The 24239-nt window shown below is 68.6% G+C and carries 18 protein-coding genes; 11 read left to right on the top strand and 7 right to left on the bottom strand.

Going from position 1 to position 24239, the window contains the following annotated elements; genetic code table 11:
- Position 1 precedes the first annotated feature (1 nt).
- Together AC07OY_RS23600 and AC07OY_RS23595 are read left to right on the top strand one after the other, a co-directional pair.
- On the top strand, positions 2-2011 hold the full coding sequence (locus AC07OY_RS23600) for a hypothetical protein (protein WP_495045013.1): 2010 nt from the start codon (positions 2-4) through the stop codon (positions 2009-2011).
- A 9-nt stretch (positions 2012-2020) separates the two neighbouring features.
- Positions 2021-3811, top strand: a complete 1791-nt coding sequence (locus AC07OY_RS23595) for a phage tail sheath family protein (protein WP_495045012.1) — start codon at positions 2021-2023, stop codon at positions 3809-3811.
- A 9-nt stretch (positions 3812-3820) separates the two neighbouring features.
- On the opposite strand, the gene AC07OY_RS23590 is transcribed toward AC07OY_RS23595, so the two are convergent.
- Entirely contained in the window at positions 3821-4513 is a 693-nt protein-coding gene (locus AC07OY_RS23590) for a glutathione binding-like protein (RefSeq protein ID WP_495045011.1), read from the bottom strand.
- 61 nt (positions 4514-4574) lie between these two features.
- Between AC07OY_RS23590 and AC07OY_RS23585 the strand changes: the two genes are divergently transcribed.
- Positions 4575-5312 (top strand): hypothetical protein, encoded by a 738-nt coding sequence (locus AC07OY_RS23585; protein WP_495045010.1) that lies wholly within the window; start codon positions 4575-4577, stop codon positions 5310-5312.
- On the opposite strand, the gene AC07OY_RS23580 is transcribed toward AC07OY_RS23585, so the two are convergent.
- Together AC07OY_RS23580 and AC07OY_RS23575 are read right to left on the bottom strand one after the other, a co-directional pair.
- Complete coding sequence (locus AC07OY_RS23580; protein ID WP_495045009.1) at positions 5309-6382, bottom strand: phosphotransferase; 1074 nt, start codon at positions 6380-6382, stop codon at positions 5309-5311. The two genes, AC07OY_RS23585 and AC07OY_RS23580, sit on opposite strands and share 4 nt — an antisense overlap.
- Before the next feature lie 85 nt (positions 6383-6467).
- Positions 6468-7172 carry a Crp/Fnr family transcriptional regulator gene (locus AC07OY_RS23575; RefSeq protein ID WP_495045008.1) on the bottom strand — a complete coding sequence of 235 codons (705 nt, stop codon included), beginning with the start codon at positions 7170-7172 and terminating at the stop codon, positions 6468-6470.
- A gap of 166 nt (positions 7173-7338) precedes the next feature.
- Here AC07OY_RS23575 and AC07OY_RS23570 point away from each other — a divergent pair, with 166 nt between their 5' ends.
- Positions 7339-9000, top strand: coding sequence for a type IV pilus assembly protein FimV (locus tag AC07OY_RS23570; protein WP_495045007.1), 1662 nt, complete (start codon positions 7339-7341; stop codon positions 8998-9000).
- On the opposite strand, the gene AC07OY_RS23565 is transcribed toward AC07OY_RS23570, so the two are convergent.
- The 4 genes from AC07OY_RS23565 to lptF form a co-directional block, all read right to left on the bottom strand.
- The gene (locus AC07OY_RS23565; RefSeq protein WP_495045006.1) at positions 8997-9941 is read right to left on the bottom strand and encodes a CysB family HTH-type transcriptional regulator; all 945 of its coding nucleotides are present in this window, start codon (positions 9939-9941) and stop codon (positions 8997-8999) included. The two genes, AC07OY_RS23570 and AC07OY_RS23565, sit on opposite strands and share 4 nt — an antisense overlap.
- Positions 9938-10300, bottom strand: coding sequence for a sirohydrochlorin chelatase (locus AC07OY_RS23560; RefSeq protein ID WP_495045005.1), 363 nt, complete (start codon positions 10298-10300; stop codon positions 9938-9940). Before AC07OY_RS23560 ends, AC07OY_RS23565 begins: the two co-directional genes overlap by 4 nt.
- Positions 10301-10382: 82 nt before the next feature.
- Entirely contained in the window at positions 10383-11510 is a 1128-nt protein-coding gene (gene lptG, locus AC07OY_RS23555) for an LPS export ABC transporter permease LptG (protein WP_495045004.1), read from the bottom strand.
- A complete protein-coding gene (lptF, locus tag AC07OY_RS23550; RefSeq protein WP_495045003.1) occupies positions 11507-12604 on the bottom strand; it encodes an LPS export ABC transporter permease LptF in 1098 nt (365 codons plus the stop codon). Before lptF ends, lptG begins: the two co-directional genes overlap by 4 nt.
- 30 nt (positions 12605-12634) lie before the next feature.
- On the opposite strand from lptF, the gene AC07OY_RS23545 reads away from it, so the two are divergent.
- From AC07OY_RS23545 to prsT, 7 genes are all read left to right on the top strand, one after another.
- On the top strand, positions 12635-14098 hold the full coding sequence (locus tag AC07OY_RS23545; protein ID WP_495045002.1) for a leucyl aminopeptidase: 1464 nt from the start codon (positions 12635-12637) through the stop codon (positions 14096-14098).
- A gap of 3 nt (positions 14099-14101) precedes the next feature.
- Entirely contained in the window at positions 14102-14524 is a 423-nt protein-coding gene (locus tag AC07OY_RS23540) for a DNA polymerase III subunit chi (protein ID WP_495045001.1), read from the top strand.
- Between the two features lie 121 nt (positions 14525-14645).
- On the top strand, positions 14646-15788 hold the full coding sequence (locus tag AC07OY_RS23535) for a branched-chain amino acid ABC transporter substrate-binding protein (protein WP_119041987.1): 1143 nt from the start codon (positions 14646-14648) through the stop codon (positions 15786-15788).
- 681 nt (positions 15789-16469) lie between these two features.
- Positions 16470-17852, top strand: a complete 1383-nt coding sequence (locus AC07OY_RS23530; RefSeq protein ID WP_495045000.1) for a TIGR03013 family XrtA/PEP-CTERM system glycosyltransferase — start codon at positions 16470-16472, stop codon at positions 17850-17852.
- 131 nt (positions 17853-17983) lie between these two features.
- Positions 17984-20068 carry an XrtA/PEP-CTERM system histidine kinase PrsK gene (prsK, locus tag AC07OY_RS23525; protein WP_495044999.1) on the top strand — a complete coding sequence of 695 codons (2085 nt, stop codon included), beginning with the start codon at positions 17984-17986 and terminating at the stop codon, positions 20066-20068.
- Complete coding sequence (gene prsR, locus AC07OY_RS23520) at positions 20065-21426, top strand: PEP-CTERM-box response regulator transcription factor (protein ID WP_495044998.1); 1362 nt, start codon at positions 20065-20067, stop codon at positions 21424-21426. The genes prsK and prsR overlap by 4 nt, the downstream gene beginning before the upstream one ends.
- The gene (gene prsT / locus AC07OY_RS23515; protein ID WP_495044997.1) at positions 21423-24209 is read left to right on the top strand and encodes an XrtA/PEP-CTERM system TPR-repeat protein PrsT; all 2787 of its coding nucleotides are present in this window, start codon (positions 21423-21425) and stop codon (positions 24207-24209) included. Before prsR ends, prsT begins: the two co-directional genes overlap by 4 nt.
- Positions 24210-24239 lie beyond the last annotated feature (30 nt).

The raw sequence follows: 24239 nt of genomic DNA, 5'->3' as shown, positions 1-24239 counted from the left end.
CATGGGTTGCTGCACCGGTGCCAACTTCGCCCCCGTCACGCTCGATCCGCTGCAGCGCGTGAGCTATGCGAACGGCATGCTGCTGGGCACCGACGATTTCCGCCAGGAGCAGGCCTATCTGACCGGTCGCGACGAGCGCGCGCTGCGCGAGACCGTGGGCTATGGCGTCATCACCGGGCTGGACGTGACGGCGCCGGCGCCGGCTGCCGGCGAAGGCCAGCAGGTGCGCGTGGCGCCCGGCCTGGCGTTGATGCCAGACGGTCGCCTGCTCGGCGTTGCCGTCGAGCAATGTGCCAATCTGCAGGCTTGGCTGGAGGCCGAACTGGCGCGCGATCCCGCCAACGCCGGCAAGTCGACGGTCCATGTGCTGCTGCGCTTCGCGCATCAGTGCGCGTCGCCGGTCCCCGTTGCCGTGGACGCCGCCCATGATCTGGGCGAGCGGGTCATCCACACCCGCATCGTCGACGGCTTCGCCCTCGATTTCTGCTGGACGCCCCCCGATGCCAGCGAGGACCTGGCGCTGCGGGCCGTCGTGGCCTGGATACGCGGCATCCGCGTCGTCGCCAAGGCAGCGCGGGGCCAGGGCCTGGCCGGCTTCCAGGCCGATGTCGAACGTGGCTTGAAGGAGGCCATCACCCAGGCCTGGGGTGATCCGCATGCGCCCACGCCCGCCATGCCCGCTGCCGCGACACCGCCGCTGCCGGCGCCGCCGCGGACGCTGCAGATCCCGCGCGCCGAGACGGCGAGCTATTACGCGGCCGCCTTCGAGGTCTGGGCGCGGCTGCTGCGCGGCGGCTTGATGGCCCGTCATGGCCCGGTGCCGGCGGCGCAGGCCGCGGCCGAGCGGGCGCTGCTGCTCGCGGCCGTCGATGCCAAGGCCGACGCCAACGGCGAGCGCGCGGTGCGCCAGCTGGGCCGGCCGCAGCTGCTGCATCTGCGCCTGCTGCAGGAATGGGCGCTGTCCGGGCGCAACCCGGACGAGGTCGGCGCCCTCGTCGGCGCGACACTGCCCAAGCCCACCGGCGCTTCGCCCAACATCCTCGTCGACAGCGCGGGGGCGGCGCCCGACATCCGCATCGACACCGTGCAGGACATCGGCCCCGGCGCCAGCCCGCGCTTCGCGGGCGTCTCGCTGAGCGGGCCGCTGAACAGCCTGCTCGCCACCAGCGGGCAGGGCGCTGTCATTGCCGCCCGGCCCTGGGATGGCGACGAGGCCGCGCTGGCCGCGGGCGCACCACCGCCCTTCGTCTATGCGCCGGGCCAGAAGGCGCCGCTGCGCATCGAGGACGGCAGCACGGGGCTGGGCGTGCGCCCCGCCGAGATGCAGCTGCTGATCGGTGTGAAGGGCGCGACACCGCGCGGCGGCGACTATGCGCTGGCCAGGCTGGTGAACGGCAGCGGCACGCGCGTCAACCTGAAGCCGGCGCGCGGCGGCCTCGAGCTCAGCATCGATGCCACGCCGGCCGGTGGGGGCGCCACGCAGGTTGTCGCGGCGGGCAGCGCCAGCAGCCCGTCCAGCCTGACCGCGGTGACGAACGGGAATGTCGTCACCCTGGGCACCGTGCAGCCCCTGCACCAGGGGGCCGCGCCGCGCTTCCAGCAGCTGAGCCTTGCCGCGCTGCCGCAGCGGACGACGCCGGCGCTGGTGGGCTGGGATGCCAGCAGCGGTGAACTGGTGCAGACGGCCGCGCCTCAGCCCGCGGCGGCCGATACCGGGCGCTGGGGCATCCGCTACGTGAGCGCGGGCGCGCAGTTCAGCGTCAGGGACGATGACCACGTCATCGTCTTCGCGGGTGGCGGCAACGGCATCCTGGCGCTTCCCGATCTGCGGACCGGTGGCATCAGTGAAGGACGTGTCATCGTGGTCAAGTTGGTGGAGGGGGCCGGGGACGTGCAGGTGAGCGGCGTCGAAGGCGCCGGGCGCCAGGTGCTGAGGGCCAGGGGCTCGCTGACGCTGATCGCCGCGACCCGGCTCAACCCGCCGCAGTGGCTGGTCGTCAGCAAGGGCTAGGAGTCACGCATGCCCGAGTACCTGGCGCCCGGCGTCTTCATCGAGGAGCAGTCCTTCCGCGCCAAGGCCATCGAGGGCGTGGACACCTCCACGGCCGGTTTTGCCGGGCCCTGCCGCTATGGGCCGGTGGCGGGCGTGCCGGCGCTGCTGACCAGCCTGGCCGATTTCGAGCGCGTCCATGGCGATGGCCGGGACCTCGACTTCGGCAGCCAGGGCGGCGCTGCGGTCAGCAACTACCTTTGGCATGCGGCGCGCGCCTTCTTCGAGCAGGGCGGGCGCCGGCTCTTCGTCAGCCGCGTGTTCCAGCCGCTCTCGGGCGGCACACCGGGCGATCCGGCAATGACTCCGTCGGGAGATCCGCCCCATGGCGACGGCCATGCGCGCTGCGCCGTGGGCAGCGTGCGCCTGCTGGCCTGCCATCCCGGCGCGATGGGCAATCTGCAGGTCCGCCTCGGCCTCCGGCTGGGCGCCGCGTTGCTTGGCTGGGAGGGGCTGCTGGATGGCGATGTGGTCTGGGTCGCGTCGGTCGCGGCCATGGAGCCGGTGCGGACGCCCCAGGACCTGCCCCTGGGTGTCGCACGGCTCGGCGAAGACGGTGTCTGGCGTGTCGAGGGCAGCACGCCAGCGGCGCAAAGCCTGCAGCGGTTGACCCTCGACCTCGAGGTGCTGACGCAGGACGGGCGCGCTCTGGCGTCCTGGACCGGGCTGCCGCTCGATCCGGCGCTGGCGGCCGGGCCGGTGAGGCTGCTGGCCGATGGCCGCGCCGACGGGCTGGACCTCCTGCGCGACCTGATGGCAGGCATGAAGCTGCGGCTGCAGCGGGCCGAGCTGCCGGCGGCCGGCGGCGACATGCGGCAGGCCTGGCGGCTGAAGCTGGAGCGTGGCCCGAGCGTCGCGGTGCAGCTGGCGGGCGGGAACGACGGCCTGCCGCCGACGCCGCAGGCCTATCCGGGCCAGGACGATCCGCCCGGCGGCCTGCAGGCGCTGGCCGCGGTGGACGTGGCTCTCGTCGCGGCGCCGGGCGCGGGCGGCTTGGAGCGCGGTGCCGACGTCGCCGCCGTCCATGCGGCGCTGCTGGCCCATGCCGAGCAGATGCGCCATCGCATCGCCCTGCTGGACCCGCCGCCGGGCTCGTCGCCGGCCGAGGTGGGGGACTTCCGGCGTGGCCTGGACAGCCGGCAAGCGGCGCTCTACTACCCCTGGGTGACGGTGGCCCACCCCGTCGATGGCCGGACCCTGAACCTGCCGCCTTCGGCCTTCGTGGCGGGCATCTGCGCGCGGGTGGACGCCGAGCGCGGTGTCTGGAAGGCCCCGGCCAACGAGGTGCTGCGCGGCGTGACCGGCTTCGAGCGGGAGCTCGGCAGCGCCGAGCAGGAGGCCTTGAATCCCCTCGGCATCAACTGCCTGCGCCGATTCGAGGGCCGGGGCCTGCGCGTCTGGGGCGCGCGCACCCTCAGTTCGGACCCGGAATGGAAGTATCTGAACCTGCAGCGCTACTTCGCCTACCTGGCGCATTCCATCGACCGCGGCACGCAATGGGCCGTGTTCGAACCGAATGGCGAGGCGCTGTGGGCAGCGGTGCGCGCGGCGATCGACGACTTCCTGCAGGCCGAATGGCGGCGCGGCGCGCTGCTGGGCGACAAGCCTGAGCAAGCCTTCTTCGTGCGCTGCGACCGTTCCGTGATGACGCAGCAGGATCTCGACCAAGGGCGGCTCGTGGCGATGGTGGGCGCCGCGATGCTGAAGCCCGCCGAGTTCGTCGTCCTGCGCATCGGCCAGTGGACGGCGGATCGCCCCTGATTCGGGGCCTCAGCGCTGCTCGAGCTGCCGCTTGCCGAACAGCACCTCGCGCGCCTTGTCGTCCGTCAGCGGCTTGCGCGCGCCGGCCAGCACCTCGACACCGCGCTGCACGGCCGGCCGCTTGGCGATCTCGTCGAACCAGCCCTTCAGGTGCGGGTAGTCGCTCATCTCGACGCCCTGGTTCTTCCAGGAGCGCAGCCAGGGGAAGACGGCGATGTCGGCGATGCTGTACTCCTTCCCCCCGAGATAGGTGGCGTGGGCCAGCCGCTTGTTGATGACGCTGTAGAGGCGCCTGGCCTCGTTGGTGTAGCGGTCGATGGCGTAGGTGATCTTCTCGGGCGCGTAGATGCGGAAGTGATGGGCCTGGCCCAGCATGGGCCCGACGCCGCCCATCTGGAACATCAGCCACTGCAGCACCTCGTATTTGCCATGCACGTCAGTGGGCAGCAGCTTGCCCGTCTTGCCGGCGAGATAGAGCAGGATGGCGCCGCTCTCGAACAGCGAGATGGGTTGGCCCTCGGGCCCGTCGGGGTCGGTGAGGGCCGGGATCTTGTTGTTGGGGCTGATGGCCAGGAAGTTCGGTGCGAACTGCTCACCGGCGCCGATGTCCACGGGATGCACCCGGTAGGCGAGGCGGCACTCCTCCAGCATGATGTGCACCTTGTGGCCGTTGGGCGTGGGCCATGAATACACTTCGATCATTCGTCGCCTCCATGCGGTGTGCCTAGCAAGCAGGCCCCATTCTCAGACTTCCACACGACTCATGGTGGTAAAGCAAGTCAAGCACTGGCTCGTGACGCGGGCCAACGCAGCGCGCTGGCGTCCCATCGAGGATTGGGCGGCGGCGCGCAGCGCCGAGTTCACGCAGACGCGCGACGGCCTGGGTTTCATGATCGAGCAGCCCAAGGCCCTGCCGGGGCCCTTGCGGGTCGAGTGGGGCGTCTCCCAGCGCAGCTATCTGCCGGGGTTTGAACTGCGCATGCGCTGCGAGATGGGCCTGCACCACGACCTGCAGATGATGGTGGTGTGCCGGGCACTGATGGAGAACCTGGAGCGGGCCGTCTTCGAGGCCTACACCGACACGCTCAAGACCCGCGTCGACACCGACACGCCGGAAGAGATGCGCTGGCTGGTCATGTTCCCCAAGTTCAACAACGCGAGTTCGCAGATCCTGCGCCAGCGCTATGGCGTCGTCGGCGTCACCAAGGACCTCAGCTCGGCCTGGATCGAGGGTGAACTCGGCGAGGCCTTGGTGCAGGCCAGCCAGGACCTGCTGCCCGAGGGGCATCCCTTCGTGCTGATGTGCATGCGCGGCAACCTCTATCTGCGCACGGAGATGAGCGAGGCCGACCTGCCGCGGGTGCAGGCCCTCGTGAAGCTGCTCGAGACCGCCGCACGCGAGGCGCAGCGGGTCAGCGGCCGCTTGTCGGAAGGCGGCGCCTGGCCGACGACGACGTCGATTGCCTGGACGCCCTCGACGCGTCCCGGCGACGTGACCTAGGCTTTCTGAGCAAAGCTCCAGGCCAGGTCGGCGAGCGGCTTGGCGCTCTTGGCGGTTTCTCTCGCTTGCGTGCTGGAGGCTGTGCCGTCCACGACGCGCTTGGCGATGCCTTGCACGATGGCCGCGATGCGGAACATGTTGTAGGCCATGTAGAAATTCCAGTCGGCCATGACGGCGCCCACATCGGCGCGGCCGGTGCGCTCGCAGTAGCGCTGCACATACTCGCGCTCGCTCGGGATGCCCAGGGCCGCCAGGTCCTGGCCGCCCAGGCCGCGGGCGGCGCCCGAGGTGGGGATGTGCCAGCTCATGCAGTGGTAGCTGAAGTCGGCCAGCGGATGGCCCAGCGTGGACAGCTCCCAATCCAGCACGGCGATGACGCGCGCCTCGGTCGGGTGGAAGACGACGTTGTCCATGCGGTAGTCGCCGTGCACGATGCCGACCTCGCTCTCATCGCGCGCCGAGGCCGGGATGTGGGCGGGCAGCCACTCGAGCAGTGAGTCCATGGCTGGATTCGGCTCGGTGACCGAGGCCAGGTATTGCTTGCTCCAGCGCCCGATCTGGCGCTCGAAGTAGTTGCCGGGCTTGCCATAGGCCTCCAGGCCGCGGGCCTTGAAGTCGACCTGGTGCAAAGCCGCGATGACGCGGTTCATCTCGTCGTAGTGGGCCGCGCGGTCGGCATTGCCCATGCCGGGCAGGGTCTGGTCCCACAGCACGCGGCCGGGCATGAAGGACATGATGTAGAAGGCGCGGCCGATGATGGCCTCGTCCTCGCACAGCGCATGCATGGCCGGCACGGGCACGTCGGTGCCCGCCAGGGCGCCCATGACCTGGAACTCGCGTTCGATGGCGTGGGCCGAGGGCAACAGCTTGGCCACGGGGCCGGGCTTGCTGCGCATCACGTATTGCGCGCCCGGCGTCTTCAGCAGATAGGTCGGGTTGGACTGGCCACCCTTGAACTGCTCGATCTCGAGCGGTCCCTTGAACCCGTCGACATGGGCGGACAGCCAGGCCTCGAGGGCTGGAGTGTCCAGAGGCTTGGCGAGGGGGCGGGTGCCGGTGAATGCTTCCATGGAGGTCGTCGCTGGGTGCGTAGTCTTGTAGGGCGCGAACTTTCCATTCTGAGAGGCGTCGGCCGGCTGCCGTGTCGCGCCAGCGTCAGCGAGCAGCGGCGGCCAGCAGCTTCTCGCGGCTGAGCACCACCAGGCGAGTCGGCTCCACGCGCACCGCACCTTCGCGCTCGAAGGCCTTCAGCTCCTGGTTGACGCGCTGGCGCGAGGCGCCGAGCAGCTGGGCCAGGTCTTCCTGGGCCAGTTGCAGGCCGATGCGGATCTCGTCGCCCTCCTGCACGCCGTAGGAGCGCGCCAGCAGCAGCACCTGCTTGGCCAGGCGGGCGGCCAGGGGGCGGGTGTTGAGGTCCTCGATCATGTCGAACATCAGGCGCAGGCGGCGGCAGTTCAGGCGCAGCAGGGCGTCGTAGAGCTCGGAATGCGTCTGCAGCAGGGCGCGGAAGTCGGCCTTGCGCACGCTCAGCAGCGTCGTCTCGCCATGGGCATAGGCGTCGTGGGTGCGGGGCAGGCCGTCGAAGAGGGCGATGTCGCCGAACCAGGTGCCGGGCTCGACATAGGTCAGCGAGATCTGCTTGCCAGCCAGCGACACCGAGCTGACGCGCACGGCGCCCTTGGCGACGGCCGACCATTCCTCGGCCGGCTCGCCGCGGTGGGACAGCATGGTCTCGTCGGGCAGGCGGCGCACGAAGGCGCGCTGCAGGATGTCGTTGCGCAGGGGCTCGGAGAGCTTGGAGAACCAGGCGCCCTGGTCGATCTGCTGGCGTTCGGCGGGGGTGAGGCTGAGTGCGTTCATGGCTGAGCCCATTGTGCCGCCCGGGAATCGGCTCGTTGCGGGGTGCCCCCCATGCTAGAGTGGTCCGCGCTGTCCCCACCCCTCGTTCAACCGAATCGATAGCCGCCCGCAGTCAATGCCCATTCCGGCCTTGCGCCCGACTTTGCTGGGTGCCCTCACCCCCGCTTTGGCACTGCTGCTCGGCCTGGCGCCAGACGCCCAGGCCCTGGGCCTGGGGCGACCGCAAATCCATTCCACGCTGGGCAAGCCGCTGGACGCCAGCATCCCGTTGACGCTGGCCGACGGTGAGCAGCTCACCGACTCCTGCGTGCGCGGCGAGGTCTCGGCCGGCGATGCGCGTGTGCCGGCCGGCCTGTTGCAAATGCGCGTCGAGGGTGAACCCGGCCAGCAGCGCATCCGCCTGCAGAGCCTGGCGCGCATCGACGAGCCGGCCCTGCGCATCACGCTGGCCCTGGGCTGTCCGCTGCGGCTGACGCGCGAGTTCAACGCCTTCATCGACCCGCAGGGCGGCGCAGCTCCCGTGCCACCGCCCGCGCCCGTCGCCGCACCCGTGGCGGCGCCGTCCCCGCGCTTGGTGGCCGAGGCCTCGCCCGCAGCGGCCCCGGCCGTGCGGCCCAAGCCCCGCGCCAAGCCGCGCGCCACCGGCCCGCGCCTGGTGATGGAGCGTCCCGAGGTGCTGGTGGCCGAGGCGCCGCGGCCGGTTCAGCCCGCCGCCAGCGCCGCCGAACTCGAGATGACCCCCGAGCTCGAGGCCCAGATCAGCCAGCTCGAACAGACCGTCGCCCAGTTGCGAGCCGAACTGGAGGCGCGGCTGCAGGCCGAAGCCGCCGCAGCATCGGCAGCTGCGGCCGCGGCGATACCGCGAGCTTCCGCGCCCGTCGAGGCGCCGCCGCCTGCCGCTGTCACCGGGGCGCGGGCCTCGCCCTATCGCGATCCCATGACCTGGGTGCTGACCCTGGGGCTGAGCCTGCTGGCCGGCGCCGCGGCCTTCTACGGCAGCCGCTGGCGCGATGACCGTGCGCGCCGCGAACTGGCCTATTGGCGCGCACTGCACGCCGCCGAGGGGGCCGCAGCGCCGCCGGTGCCGCCTCAGCAGTCCTCGCCCGGCATGGCGCCGCCCGTGGCCAGCCTCGCGGCGGCCCTGCCCGACGAGGGCCAGCACCAGGTCACGCGGCCCCAGCCCCGGCCCATGGCCTGGCCACCGGCGCCTCTGGCGTCACCGCCGCCGCCGGCCGTCGCCCCGCCGCCGATGGACATGCAGGCAACCCAGCGCATACCGGCCCCCACGGCCGCTGCGCCGGTGCCGTCCAACGAGCTGACCGTGGCCGACGAGTTGCTGGACCTGCAGCAGCAGGTCGACTTCCTGCAGCTGCTCGGCCAGCACGAGGCGGCCGCCGACCTGCTGGCCACGCGGCTGGCGCGCGGCAATGCCGGGGCCATGCCCTATCTGATGCTGATGGAGCTCTGCCAGCAGCGCGGCGAGCCCGAGGTGTTCGCCGAGCTCGTCAAGCAGTTCGAGCAGCGCTTTCGCGTGCTGGCGCCGCATTGGTCGCAGAGCCTGGCGCGCGGGCGCGGCCTGGACGCCAGCCCCAGCGTCATCGCTCACCTGCAGGTGGTCTGGTCCGACCCGGCCACGGCCATGCAGATGCTGAAGGACCTGCTGTCCCGCGGCGGCGGTCCCGGCGTCACGAGCTTCGAGCTGTCCGCCTACCGCGACCTGCTGACGCTGTACAGCGTGTCGCGCGATCTGTTCGAGGCCGGCCTGCGTGGCGAGGAGGTCGACCTGATGCTGCCGATCGACTCCGGTTTCGGCAACAGCCGGCTCTAGATCCCGAAGTCGTCGGCGTCGCCGCTCATGGCCTTCTCGATGAGCCTGCGGCTGAGGCGGTCCGACAGCAGCTCGGCGAAGGCATAGACGTAGTTGCGCAGATAGGCGCCGCGCTTGAAGGCGATGCGCGTCACATTGCTGCCCAGCAGGGCGCCCAGCGGCTTGGCGACGAGATCGCTGCCGGCCGGCTCCTCGCGCATGGCCATCTCGGCCACGATGCCCACGCCCATGCCTAAGCGCACATAGGTCTTGATGACGTCGGAATCGATGGCCTCGAGGACGATATTGGGCGTCAGGTGGCGCGAGGCGAAAGCCTTGTCGATGCGGGTGCGGCCGGTGAAGCTGGGGTGGTAGGACACCAGCGGCTCGGCGGCGAGCTGGTCGAGGTTGATGCGCTCGGCCGCGGCCAGCGGATGGTCGCGCGGCACGACCATGACGTGCTGCCATTCATAGCAGGGCAGGGTGACCAGCTCCGGGTACTGGGCCAGGGATTCGGTGGCCAGGCCCAGGTCGGCGGTCTCGTCCAGCAGCATCTTGGCGACCTGGTCGGGGCTGCCCTGGTGCAGGCTGATGCGCAGCTGCGGCAGGTTCTTGCGCAGCTGGGCCACCGGCGCCGGCAGCACATAGCGGGCCTGGGTGTGGGTCGTCGCGATCGAGAAGGTGCCGCTGTCCTGGCGCGAATACTCCTCGCCGATGCGCTTCAGGTTGCCGACCTCGCGCAGGATGATCTCGATGCAGGCCAGCACCTGCTGGCCGGGCTCGGTGATGCGGCGCAGCCGCTTGCCGTGGCGGGAGAAGATGTCGACGCCCAGCTCCTCCTCCAGCTCCAGGATGGCCTTGGAGACGCCGGGCTGGGACGTGAACAGGGCCTTGGCCGTCTCGGTCAGGTTGAGGTTGCGGCGGGCGGCTTCCTGGACGAATCGGAATTGATGCAGGTTCATTCGAGGACACCCAGGCAGGCGAGGCTGATGGCGTTGAGCACGGCTTCCTGCTCGCCGAGGGGCGCATGCAGCACCCAGTCGACGGCATGGCGTTCGCGCAGCTTGTCGAGCAGCGGCGGGATGTCGCGCCGCACATGGCCGCCGGTGCCGAGGAAGAGGGGCAGCACGTGTACGCGCGTGCAGCCCGCGCTCACCAGCTTTTCGGCCGCCTCCTCGATGCCGGGCGACATGAATTCGAGATAGGCCATGGCCAGCGGCGTGCCGGGCCGGGCCGCGCGCAGCCGCTCGGCAATGGTCTCGAAAGGCCGAGCCCAGGCCGGGTCGCGGGCACCGTGGGCGAAGAGCAGCAGCCCATCCATCAGCGACCGCACGGCCGCCCGAAGGGCGCTGAAGCCCCCGCGGGGGGCAGTGAGCAAAGCGAGCGTGGGGGCATCGATGACGTCACCGGTATCTCACCAGCCAGGTGAAGGCCGCCATCGACAGCCCCATATAGAGCAGGCTGGGCGTGGCCGCGACGACCCAGGGCGTCCAGTTCTTCAGCAGGCCCAGGTGGCCGGCCACGTTGTTCAGCAGCACGAAGCTGATGCCCAGCATGATGCCGCCGAAGACCTTGATGCTGATGCCGCCCGAGCGGCCATGCAGATAGGCGAAGGGCAGGGCCAGGGCCACCATCACGAAGCAGGCGAAGGGATAGAAGGCCTTGCGCCAGAACTGGATGTTGTGGGCCTGGGCCGATTGCTCCTGGGCCGACAGATGCTCGGTGTAGCGCCAGAGCTCCAGCGTCGACATGGACATGGCCGGCAGCACGGCCGCGGCGATGACGCCGGCGTGCAGCGAGCTCTGCCAGGCCAGCTTGTCCATCTTCTGCTCGCTGACGACGACGTCGCCGACGCTGCCGCTGGCCGTCGCCGTGCCGGGGTTCCAGATCGTGCGCCGCACGTCCTGCAGATGCCATGTGCCCTGGCCGTCGACGTCGACCTTCTCCGCCTCGGTGCGCGACATCAGCCGGCCCTCGGCGTCGAACTCGAAGATGCGCACGTCTTCCAGGTCGCCGCCGCTGCCGACGCGGCCGACCTTGACCGAATAGCTGCGGTCCTGGCCGTCGATCTTCTGGTGGTCCTTCAGCCAGGCGCCGCGCTTGGCCGGGTTGGCGTCGCGGCTGAAGCTGGCGCGCAGGTTGTCGCCCTGGCGCTCGAACTGCGGCGCCACGTAGTCGCCGACGGCGAAGGTCAGCACCGCGAACACGGCCGCCAGCCGGGCCAGCAGCCCCAGCGCCCGCGCCGGGCCCAGGCCGCCGGTGCGCAGGATGGTGAACTCGCTGTTCTGCGCCATGCGGGCCAGCGCAATGATGGTGCCGATCAGCACGGCGATGGGGAAGAGGGTGTAGAAGTTCCCCGGCAGCTCCATCGCGGCGAGCAGGGCCGCCTTGCCGGCGCCCGCGCCGATGCGCGACATGCGCTCCAGCTCTTCGACGAAGTCGTTGAAGAAGACCAGCGACATGAAGGCCATCACGACCAGCAGCACCGAGCCGACGATGTCCTTGTACAAAAGGTGGCGTACGGTTCTCATGCCGCAGCCACCTTGGTGCGACGGCGCAGGCAGAAGCGGTTGCCGTTGTCGCGCAGCCAGATGATGGCCAGGGCCAGGAAGAGGGCGCTGCCGTGCAGGGTGACCAGGGCGCGCGGCAGCGAGGTGCGGCCATTGCCGACCCAGGACACCGACACGTTGATCAGGTTGAAGTAGACGACGAAGGTCAGCAGGGCGAAGAGCAGGTTCCAGTTGTTGGCGCGGCGCGGGTTGGAGGCGGCCAGGCCGACGCCCAGCAGGGCCATGTTGACGGCGCCCAGGATAAGCCCCAAGCGCCAGGCCAGTTCACCCTGGTTCTTGGGCGTGGGCAGGCGCAGCAGGTCCAGCGTCGCCGTCGCCTTGGGCGGCAGCTGGCTGGCATTGGCCAGCACCTGGGGGTCGGTCATGACCTTGTACTGCTCGAAGCGGGCCAGGCTCTTCTCGCCGGTCTTCAGCTGCGTCTCGTTGCGCTGGCCATGGTCGAGCACGAGGAAGCGGTCATCGCCTTCCATCTCGAGCTGGCCGCGCGAGGCCGTCGTCACCGATTCGCGCTCGTTCTGGTTGGCCAGGATGAAGACATTGCGGCCGGTGGCGGCGTTGTCGCCGTCGCGCTCGATGAAGAAGACGCGGCTGCCGTCGCGCGAGCTCTGGAACTGGCCGGGCGCGACGCGCGACAGGTCGCTGCGCTTCTGGTAGCGGTCCTTGAGTTCGGCGCTGTTCTGGTTGCCCCAGGGCCAGACGACGAGCTCCAGTACGATGACGGCCAGCAGCACGGGCCAGGCCATGCGCAGCACCGGCCGCACGAAGCGCGACAGTGGGATGCCACTCGCGAACCAGATCGTCATCTCCGATTCGCGGTAGAAGCGCCCCAGCGTGAGGACGACGGCGATGAAGACCGACAGGATCAGCATGGTGGCCAGGTGGGCGATGGTCGTGTAGCCCATCAGCAGCAGCACGTCCTGCGGCGCGACATTGCCGCCTGCGGCCTGGCCCAAGGTCTTGATGACGGTCAGCGTCAGCATGATGGTCAGGATGACCACCAGCGTGACCCCGAAGCTCTTGGCCAACTCCGACCGCGTGGATGAATCGAATAACATCAAACGCACTTCTATCTACTTCCAGTCATTATGGACTTCAAGATTCAAACCGCTGAGCTCGATGGGCTCGCGGGTGTGGGTGCGGACGCCCTGGTTGTCGTGATCGGCGGCGAGGCATTGCCCAAGGGTCTGGATGCCGCCGTTGCCAAGCATGTGCAGGCTGCGATCAAGCTCGGCGACTTCGCCCTCAAGGGCGGCCAGGCGCTGACGCTGACGCAGGCCGACGGCGTGAAGGCGCCTCGCCTCGTCCTCGCCGCCAGCGGCAAGACGACGCTGGCCGCGGCGCGCAATGCGCTGGCGGCGGGCCTGGGCCAGATCAAGTCGCGCGGCGCGGTCAGCGCGGCCGTGGCCTTCGTGGGCTTCGATGCCAGCTTGGCCGAGGCCCTGGCCGAGCAGGTGGCGGTCACCGCGACCGATGCCGTCTACCTCTATCGCCACACCAAGCCGAGCGCGCCGCTGGCTTCCAAGCTGGCCAAGCTCGCGCTGCTGACGGGCAAGGCCGACGGCAAGGCGGCCAAGGCCGGCCTGGCCCGTGGCGAGGCCATCGCCGCCGGCGTCGAGCTGGCGCGTGAATGCGCCAACCGCCCCGCCAACTACGCCACGCCGACCTATCTCGGCGAGGTCGTGCAGGGCCTGGGCAAGGCGCATGGCCTGAAGGTCGAGGTGCTGGACAAGAAGGCCGTCGAGAAGCTGGGCATGGGCAGCTTCCTGTCCGTCGCCCAGGGCTCGGACGAGCCGCTGCGCTTCATCGTGGCCCGCTACGAAGGCGCCGCCAAGACCGTGGCGCCCATCGTCCTCGTCGGCAAGGGCATCACCTTCGACACCGGTGGCATCTCGCTGAAGCCGGGTGCCGAGATGGACGAGATGAAGTTCGACATGGGCGGCGCCGCCAGCGTCATCGGCACGCTGCGCGCCGTGGCCGAACTCAAGCCCAAGCTCAACCTCGTCATGATCGTCGCCGCCTGCGAGAACATGCCCAGCGGCCGTGCCGTCAAGCCGGGCGACGTTGTCACGTCGATGTCGGGCCAGACCATCGAGATCCTGAACACCGACGCAGAAGGCCGGCTGATCCTGTGCGATGCGCTGACCTATGCCGAACGCTTCAAGCCGGCCGTCGTCGTCGACGTCGCCACGCTGACCGGCGCCTGCGTCATCGCCCTGGGCGGCGTGCGCAGCGGCATGTATGCCAGCGACGACGAACTCGCCGCCTCGCTGACCGCGGCGGGCGACGCGGCCCTCGACCCCTGCTGGCGCATGCCCCTGGATGACGAATATGCGGAAGGCCTGAAGAGCAATTTCGCCGACGTGCCCAACATCGCTGGCCGTGCGGGCGGCTCCATCACGGCAGCCAAGTTCCTGCAGCGCTTTGCCAGCAAGTACCGCTGGGGCCATCTGGACATCGCCGGCACGGCCTGGAAGGGCGGCGCCGCCAAGGGCGCGACCGGCCGGCCGGTGGGCCTGCTGACGCACTTCGTGTTGAGCCACGCCAAGTAAGCAGTGACCGTCCAGGTCAGCTTTTATAGCGACGCGGCCGACCCCCTGGGCTATGCCTGCCGTCTGATCCGTCGCGCCCTCGCGTCGGGCAAGCCGGTGGGCGTCTGCGTGGGGGGCGGCCATGCAACTCGTCTAGACGAGTTGCTGTGGAGCTTTGACGCCACCGAGTTCATCCCGCATCGGCGTTGGGACGGCGCCACGCCGCCGGCGCCGGGCGAGGTCCTTCTGGTGGAGGACGCGGCGCGGCTGCCGCACCGCGGCCTGCTGCTGAACCTGCGCGATGACATGCCCTCGGACGCGCTTGCATTTGAACGCGTGTTGGAGGTCATCGGCCAGGCGCCCGAGCGCGTTCAAGCCGGGCGTGCTCGCTATCGCGTCTATCAGCAGGCCGGTGCCAGGCTGGACCACTTTTCAGCGGCGGGTTGACAACGCTGCGTCCACGCTTTCCCGAATGAGAGCCCCCCGGATTTGGGGTATGTTCAATTGGTTGAAAAATCAACAGTTCTCAGTCTGTTTGTTCCTTTCCATTTCAAACCGGAGTTGATCCATGCAAGTCAAATTGAATGTGGTGGTCGGTGCAGTGGCAGCGCTGCTCAGCGGTGCCGCAATGTCTCAGGATCTGGTGGTCAAGATCGGTCACGTCGGCCCGACCAGCGGCGCCATCGCCCACCTGGGCAAGGACAATGAGTTGGGCGCCCGCCTGGCCATCGAGGAACTGAACGCCAAGGGCGTCATGATCGGTGGCAAGAAGGCCAAGTTCGAACTGCTGGCCGAAGACGACGCCGGCGATCCGAAGCAAGGCACCGCCGCTGCCCAGAAGCTGGTTGACTCGAAGGTCAATGGCGTCGTGGGTCACCTGAATTCGGGCACCTCCATCCCGGCCTCCAAGGTCTACAGCGACGCTGGCATCCCCCAGATCTCGCCGTCCGCCACCAACCCCAAGTTCACCCGCAACGGCTACAAGACGACCTTCCGCGTCGTGGCTGACGACGTGCACCTGGGCGGTACGCTGGGCCGCTACGCCGCCACGGACCTGAAGGGCAAGTCCATCGCCGTCATCGATGACCGTACCGCTTACGGCCAGGGCGTTGCCGACGAGTTCGAAAAGGGCGTCAAGGGCGCGGGCGGCAAGATCGTCGGCCGTGAGTTCACCAACGACAAGGCCACGGACTTCACCGCCATCCTGACCTCCCTGAAGGGCAAGAAGCCCGACGTCGTCTTCTTCGGCGGCATGGACGCCGTGGCCGGCCCGATGCTGCGCCAGATGAAGCAGCTCGGCATCGAAGCCAAGTTCCTGGGTGGCGACGGCATCTGCACGGGCGAACTGCCCAAGCTGGCTGCCGGCACCATGGGTGACGGCCAGGTCGTCTGCGCCGAAGCCGGTGGCGTCGAAGGCGAAGCCAAGAAGGGCATGGACGACTTCAAGGCGAAGTTCAAGTCCAAGTTCAACGTCGACGTCCAGATCTACGCACCTTATGTGTATGACGCCGTCAACGTGATGGCTGCCGCCATGGCCAAGGCTGGTTCCGCGGACCCCGCCAAGTACCTGCCCGTGCTGGCCAAGACCGCCGGCTACAAGGGCGTGACCGGCACCATCGCCTTCGACGACAAGGGCGACATCAAGAACGGCGCCCTGACGCTGTTCACCTACAAGGGTGGCGCCCGCGAGCAGATCGCGGTCAAGCGCTGATCCAGTCTTGAGCTGGGAGCGCCCGCCGCGGCGGGCGTTCTTTCTCGATCATGGGCCCGCCTCTGGCGGGCTCATTCCTTTTGTGGCCCGGTTTTTGGGAATGAGCAAACCCAGGACGACAAATGCAGGGCGGCTGCGACAGGTTTCGGCGGTTTCGTGAATACTGCCTGTCAGTGGATTCGCCGCATTATTTGCAGGGGTAAACCGGGTCCGTTGCGAACGCTCGACCCTTGATAAACGGTTTCACGGAATTTCAAAGCAGGCCGTGTGCGTTTCGCACGCTTTGAGGGGCCGTCGCCGCCGTCGTCATGGTGCTGTCGCCGGCTTTCGGTTCTACTGCCGCCCGTTGTGAAAATGACCGTCGCGGGCAGCCTGTCCCAGGACGCGGATTCAAGGGGCAAGCACCCTCCAAACGGGGGGCTTTCAAGCCCGGGTGCGAGAGGCATGATGCCGGCGCGATCAAGGGCAGGTCGGATATGGCCGTTGCGGCGTGAGGCCAAAAGGGCAATCCAGGGCCTGCCAGGCGGTCCCCCAGGGGACGCGCGGTCCGGGCCGGCGTCAAGTCGGCGATGCGACAGCGGCCACCGCACTGGGGTGAATGGAATATCGATATTTGATTCGAGTTTCGTTGATCGAAATGCAGATGCGGCAAGCGCCAGGTAGTAGTGATCGGGGATGAAAATGATTCGAATATTCAACCATTACCTGCACAAGCAGACCTTGCTTCAGGTCTTCTTCGACCTCGGCCTGATTGTTTTTGCCGTCATCGCCGTCGTGCTCAGCCAAGGCGAGTCGGCGCAGACCGTCCTGCCCTTCGCGGCTTCGCACGGCCTGTCTCTGGCCGGCTGCATGTTCGTCATCAATTCGGCAACGGGCTTCTACCAGCACGTTCACAACCGCTCGGTCACCGAGTCCTGCGCTCGCGCGCTTTTCGGCCTGCTGTTCGGCCTGCCGCTGGCCTATGCCATCTTCAGCCTGGTGCCGTCCAACACCAGCCATCGCGATCTGCTGACCCTGGTGGCCATGGCGGCGGTTGCCGCGGTGATGGTCCACCGCGTCTATGCGGCCCATTCGGGCACCCAGGCGCGCATGCGCAGCCGCATCCTGATCTTCGGTACCGGCGTGGCGGCCCGCACGGTCGGCAATACGCTGCGCGCCTCTGATCCGCATGCCCAGATCGTCGGCTTCTACGCCGGCCCGAACGAAGAGAACCCCGAGGTCCCGCGCGGCGAGATCATCAATGACGGCGCCAACCTGACCGAAGCCGCGCTGAAGCACAACGTGGACGAGATCGTCGTGGCCCTCAGCGAGCGTCGCGGCGGCAGCATGCCCCTGCGCCAGCTGCTGGACTGCAAGCTGGCTGGCGTGCGCGTGGTGGACATCGCCACCCATTTCGAGAAGACGCTGGCGCAGATCAACATCAAGCATGTCAACGCCGGCTGGCTGGTGTTTGGCGACGGCTTCAGCCAGGGCATGCTGCGCGCGGCGGTCAAGCGCGTCTGTGACGTGATCTTCGCGGCGCTGATCCTGGCGGTGACCTGGCCCATCATGCTGGTCACGGCCCTGGCCATCGTCTTCGAATCGCGCGGTCCGGTCCTGTATCGCCAGGAGCGCGTCGGCCTGAACGGCGTGCCCTTCAGCGTCATCAAGTTCCGCAGCATGCGCACGGATGCCGAGAAGGATGGCAAGCCGCGCTGGGCCACCAAGAACGACGACCGCGTGACGCGCGTCGGCCGCTTTATCCGCAAGGTGCGCATCGACGAGCTGCCCCAGCTCTTCAATGTGCTGGTCGGCGAGATGAGCATGGTCGGCCCGCGCCCGGAGCGCCAGTTCTTCGTCGACGACCTGATCAGCAAGATTCCGTACTACGCCGTGCGCCACAGCGTGAAGCCGGGTGTCACCGGCTGGGCCCAGGTGCGCTATGAGTACGGCTCGACCATCGAAGACTCGGTCGAGAAGCTGCAGTACGACCTGTACTACGTCAAGAACCACTCCCTCTTCCTGGATCTGCTGATCATGCTGGAAACCGTGGCGGTGGTGCTGACCGGCAAGGGCGCGCGCTGAGCGCGACGGCGCTTCGGCGTAAGCGCCGATGCCCGATGGCCTGGGGCATGCTTGAATGACGCATGTCTCTCGCTGCCGATCTGGACTCTGCCCCTGGCGCCATGGTTGAGGCGCTCGCACCCTTTCTGTCCTTGAGCAGCCTTGGCGACCTGATCTGTTGCGCGGCCTATGGGCTGTTTGCGCTCTATTTCGCGCATCGGCTGTGGCGCGGCAACCTGCCGGTCTCCCTGCTCGCCGTCGTCTTCATGGCGGCCCTGGCGGCCAGTTCGGTGTGGGCGGGCGTGGCCCTGGTGGACGGAGCGCGGCATTGGTCCGATCGCCTGCCGACCTGGGTCGTCCCGACCCTGGATCTGCTGCGTTTCGCGCTCTGGTTCACCTTCATGCTGATGCTGCTGCCGGCGCCGCGCCGGGGTGGCGGGCTGGGATGGATGCGCCCCGTCGTGGTGGGCGCGATGCTGGTGCAGCTGGTGCTGATCCTGCTCGGCGAGACGGTGCCGCCCGAGACCCTGGCACGGCCGCAGGCCTTCGCAGCGCTGGGCCTTGCCGTGCTCGGCCTGGTGCTGGTCGAGCAGATGCTGCGCAATGCCACGGCCGACGCGCGCTGGAATGCCAAGCCGGTCTGCCTGGGCCTGGGCGCCATCTTCGTCTTCGACCTCTTCATCGGCTCGCAGGCCGCGCTGTTCCAGCGCTTCGATGGCGATGCCATCAGCGTGCGCTCCCTGGTCCATGCGGCCGCGGTGCCGCTGCTCTATGTCGCTTCGCGCCGCCATGCCGACTGGCTCGGCAAGCTGCATGTGTCGCGCGCCGCGGTCTTCCACTCGGCGACCCTGCTGCTGGTGGGCGCCTATCTGCTGGTGGTGGCCGGCGTCGGCTACTACGTGCGCTACACCGGCGGCCAGTGGGGGCGGGCTCTGTCCGTGGCCCTGGTCTTTGTCGCGCTGGTGGCGCTGACGCTGCTGATCGCCTCGGGCTCGATGCGCTCGCGCCTGCGCGTCTACATCAGCAAGAACTTCTTCAGCTACCGCTACGACTACCGCGAGGAGTGGCTGCGCTTCACGCAGCTGCTGTCCGGCAGTGCCGAAGCCCAGCACACGGCGGAAACCGTCGTGCGGGCGCTGGCGAATCTGGTGGAAAGCCCGAGCGGCATGCTGTGGCTGCAGCGCGCCGCGGGCGGCGACTTCACGCAGGCCGCGCGCTGGAACCTGCCGGCGCAGGCGGGCACAGAAGCCCGCGATGGCCCGCTGGCGAGCTTCTGGCGCGAGCGTGCCTGGATCGTCGACCTGGATGACTGCCGTGAACGGCCCGAGGCCTATCCGGGCCTGGAACTCCCCGCCTGGCTGGCCGAGGAGCCACGCTGCTGGCTGCTCGTGCCCCTGCTGGTGCGCGAGGCCCTGATCGGCTTTGCCGTGCTGGGGCGGCCGCGCGCGGTCGTCGAGCTGAACTGGGAGGTGCGCGACCTGCTGCGCACGGCCGCCAGCCAGGCATCCGGCTATCTGGACCAGGCCCAGGCCACCGAGGCTCTGCTGGAGGCGCGCAAGTTCGACGCCTTCAACCGCATGTCGGCCTTCGTCGTGCACGACCTGAAGAACATCGTCACCCAGCTGTCGCTGATGATGAAGAATGCCAAGCGCCTGCGCGACAACCCCGAGTTCCAGCAGGACATGCTGGACACCGTGGAGAACTCGCTGGAGAAGATGCGCCAGTTGATGCTGCAGCTGCGCGAAGGCGACAAGCCGCATGGCGTGACCAGCGGCGTCGACCTGGAGCAGATCGCCAAGGGCCTCGCCGCCGCGGCGTCCAGCAAGGGCAGGGTGCTCGAGCTGGACCTGCAGCCCGGCGTCAGCACGCGCGGCCATGCCGAGCGTGTCGAGCGTGTGCTCGGCCATGTGGTGCAGAACGCCTTCGATGCGACGCCCGCCGGCGGCTTCGTCCGTCTGACGTTGGATGCCCAGGGCAGCCAGGCCCGCGTTCGCGTGGAGGACAGCGGCTGCGGGATGAGCGAGGATTTCATTCAGAATCGACTCTTCAAGCCGTTCCAGACCACCAAGGCCAGCGGCATGGGCATAGGCGCCCACGAGAGCTATCAATACGTACAGGAACTGGGAGGCAAGATCAGCGTGCAGAGTGAATTGAACCGGGGCACCACCGTGACCCTGCTCCTCCCGCTGTTCCATGCGCAAGCGGACGCGCCCTTGACGGCACTGGACGTTCAATGAGCACGCCCCGCCACGCGACGCTGCTGATCGTCGAGGACGATCTGGCCCTGCAGAAGCAGCTCAAGTGGTCGCTGGACCGCTTCGAATCGGTCACGGCCGATGACGTCGCCAGCGCCGTGCTGCAGTTCCGCCGCCACAGCCCCGCCGTCGTCACGATGGACCTGGGCCTGCCGCCCGACCGCGATTCGGTCTCCGAGGGCTTCAAATGCCTGGAGAAGCTGCTCGAGCTCGACCCCGGCGTGAAGGTCATCGTGCTGACCGGCCAGAACGACCAGGACAACGCCCTGCGTGCCATCCGCATGGGCGCCTATGACTTCCTCGCCAAGCCCGTCGATCCCGACGTGCTCAGCCTGACCGTCGAGCGCGCCTACCGCCTCTACGAGCTGCAGCAGGAGAACCGCCGCCTGCAGATGCAGCAGAGCAGCGATGTCTTCTCCGGCCTGATCACGCGCGACCCGGGCATGCAGCGCGTCTGCCGCATGATCGAGAAAGTGGCGCCGAGCGACGCCACCGTGCTGCTGCTCGGTGAAAGCGGCACCGGCAAGGAGGTGCTGGCCCAGGGCCTGCACGACGCCTCCAAGCGCAAGGGCCGCTTCGTCGCCATCAATTGCGCGGCCATCCCCGAGACGCTGCTGGAGAGCGAGCTCTTCGGTTACGAGAAGGGCGCCTTCACGGGCGCGACCAAGTCCACGCTGGGCAAGATCGAGACGGCCAATGGCGGCACGCTGATGCTCGACGAGATCGGCGACCTGCCCATGCCCTTGCAGGCCAAGCTGCTGCGCTTCCTGCAGGAGCGGGTCATCGAGCGCGTCGGCGGCCGCCAGGAGATCCCGATCGACGTGCGCGTCGTCGGGGCGACCCACCAGGACCTGAAGGCCCGCATCGCCGACGGCCGTTTCCGCGAAGACCTCTTTTACCGCCTCGCCGAGATCGTCGTCGAGATCCCGCCGCTGCGCGAGCGCCTGGGCGACCCGGTGCTGCTGTCCCACGCCTTCGCGCGCCGCTTCGCGACCGAGATGCGCCGCCCGGTGCCCACGCTGGCCGACGATGCCGTGCGGGCGCTGGAGGTCCATCGCTGGCCCGGCAATGTGCGCGAGCTGCAGAACATGCTCAAGCGTGCCGTCATCATGTGCGAGGAAGACCGCATCACGGCGCTCGACCTGAGCCTGCGGGCAGCGCCCGAGCCGACCGACGACAGCGCGACGCTGGACCTGCGCACCGTGCGCGAGAACGCCGAGCGCCAGGCCCTCATCACCGCACTCGCGCGCACCGATGGCAACATCGTCCGCGCGGCCGAATTGTTAGGTATCAGCCGCCCGACCCTTTACGACATGATGAACCGGTTGCAGATCAAATGACGAAGAACAACAACCTGAGGCCGATCCGCCTGGCCGGCGTGCTGCTGGCAGCTTCCGTCGCGCTGACGGGATGCTTCGACGAGGGGGCTCCCCAGCTCGTCGCGTCCGGCAAGGCGCGCATGGAGAAGAAGGAATACAAGGCCGCCGCGATCGACTTCAAGAATGCGCTGCAGAAGGACTCGAGCAATCTCGAGGCGCGCTTCCTGCTCGGCAAGGCCCTGATTGAAACGGGCGACGTGCAAGGCGCCTGGCTCGAGCTCAGCAAGGCGCGCGATGCTGGTTTCAGCAGCGACGAACTGGTGCCGGTCATGGCCGCCACGCTGATCCTGCGTGGCGAGAACGACAAGTTCATCGCCGAATACGCCGATGTCGAACTCCGCGTCCCGCAACGCCAGGCCGAGCTCAAGGCCGCGCTGGCCATCGCCTATGGCAGCAAGGGCAAGTTCGTCCAGGCGCGTGCAGCGGCCGAAGCCGCCTTGAAGGCCGACCCGAAGAACGTCGTGGCACAGCTGGCGATCGCCCAGCTGCTGCAGGTCTCAGGCGACAAGACCGGCGCCCTGGCTCAGGTCGAGCAGACGCTGAAGGCCCATCCGGAGTCCAGCCGCCCCTGGGTCGCCAAGGCGGATCTGCTGCAGTCTTCGGGCAGTGAGCCTGCCGACGTCATGGCGGCCTACCGGGAGGCGCTGAAGCTCGACAAGGCCGACATGCACGCACATCTGGGCGTCATCCAGCTGCTGCTGCGCCAGCGTGATTTCGACGGCATGCAGAAGCAGCTCGACGATCTGGAGAAGGTCCAGCCCGGCGGCCTGCAGGGGCGCTACTTCAAGACCGTGCTGGCCTTCGAGAAGCGCGACATGAAGAATGCCTTCGAGATGTCGCAGCAGCTGCTCAAGGTGGCGCCGCAGAACCCGCGCTTCCTGCAGCTGGCCGGCATGATCGAATACGAGCGCGGCGGCTACGCTCAGGCTGTCGCCCACCTGGGCAAGGCCCTGCCCAACTCCCCCACGCCGAACACGGTGCGCGTGCTGATGGCGCGCGCCCAGCTGCGTGCGGGTGACCCGCGCAAGGCGCTGAGCTTCGTGCAGCCGCTGCTGGACAACGACAACCCCGCCCCCGCGGATGTCTATTCCGTCGCCGCTGATGCCTATCTGCAGATGGGCAATGGCGAGGCCGCCAAGCGTATGTATGCCAAGTCGGTCAAGATCAACCCGGACGACACGCGCGGCCGCACGGCGCTGGCCCTGGCCGACCTCAGCGAGGGCCGCGGCGAGAAGGGCATGGCCGAGCTGAAGGTGCTTGCCGAATCCAACCCCAGCCTGGAGCCCGATGTCGTCATGGCGATGGCGCATCTGCGTGCCAACCGGCTGGATGAGTCGCTGGCCGTGGTCGACGGCATCGAGAAGAAGCAGCCGGGCAAGCCGATCGCCGCCTTCCTGCGCGGACGCATCGAACAATTGCGCGGGCATCGGGACAAGGCACGCGCCGGCTACGAGGAGGCCGCGCGGCGCTCGGCGGCTTATCTGCCGGCGGCCACCGCGCTGGCCGCCATGGACTACGAGGAAGGCAAGCTGGCCGCGGCTGTCGGCCGCTACGAAAAGGTGGTGGCTGCGGACCCGCAGTCCGTGCAGGCCCTGATGGGCATGATCTCGGCCAAGGTCCGCAACGGCGCCAAGGCCGACGAGACGCGTACGGCGCTCGAGGCCGCCATCCGGCGCTTCCCCGAGGTCGAGGCCCCCCGCCTTGGCCTGGTCTCGCATCTGCTGGAGATCGGCGATGCCAAGGGAGCCCTCCAGGCCGCCAACGAGGGAGTCAGCCGTTTCCCGGACAACCCCTTCCTGCACGAGGCCCTGGGCGTCGCCGAGTCGGCGACCGGCAACTACAACCAGGCGGCCCAGTCCTTCAGCAAGATGGCGACCCTGCAGCCCAACGCCGTCCAGCCGCTGATGCGCATGGAAGAGCTGCATGAAGCGCGCAAGGACATCCCGGCGGCCATCGTGCAGCTGCGCAAGGTGCTGGCGATGAAGCCCGATCACCTGCCTGCCCAGGTGCGCCTGATCACGCTCCTGTCGCGCACGGGGAAGTCCGCCGAAGCCCTGGCACTGGCCAAGACCGTCCAGACCCAGCTGCCCGACGAGCCGCAGGGCTGGACCTTCGAAGGCGATCTGCTGGCGTCCCAGGGCAAATGGCCCGCGGCCATCGCCGCCCTGCGGACGAGCTATGCCAAGCGGCCTGCCGAAGACACGGCGATCAAGCTGCACCGCGCTCTGCTCAGCGGGGGGCTGGCCGCGGAAGCCGACAAGCTGGAAGCCGCCGTGCTGGCCAAGCAGGGTGATTCGGCCCTGTTCAATTTCTACCTGGGCGACCAGGCCATGGCGCGCCAGGACTTCGAGCGGGCCGAGTTGCGCTACCGCAAGGTCGTCGCTGCCCAGCCGGGCAATCCCATCGCGCTGAACAACCTGGGCTGGCTGCTGCACCGCGGCGGCAAGCCGGGTGCCCTTGACATGGTCGAGAAAGCGCTGGCGCTCGCCCCGAACACCCCGGCCGTGATCGATACTGCGGCGGAGATTCAGGCCGCGACCGGCCACCTGGACAAGGCCCTGTCTCTGCAGAAGCGGGCGGTGGAATTGAACCCCGAGCAGCCCATGCACAGGCTGCACCTGGCGCAATACCTGATCAAGAACGGCCAGAAGACGGAAGCGCGTACCGAGTTGCAGCGTCTGTCGGCCCTGGGTGGCAATTTCACGCAGCAGGAAGAGGTCAAAAAGCTCCTGGCCTCTCTCTGAGGGGCCTGGCCGGCGGTGGCTGAAGGGCGC

The organism is Roseateles sp. GW821-FHT09H10, from assembly GCF_059415865.1.
This window is presented reverse-complemented; position numbering and strand designations above follow the sequence as displayed.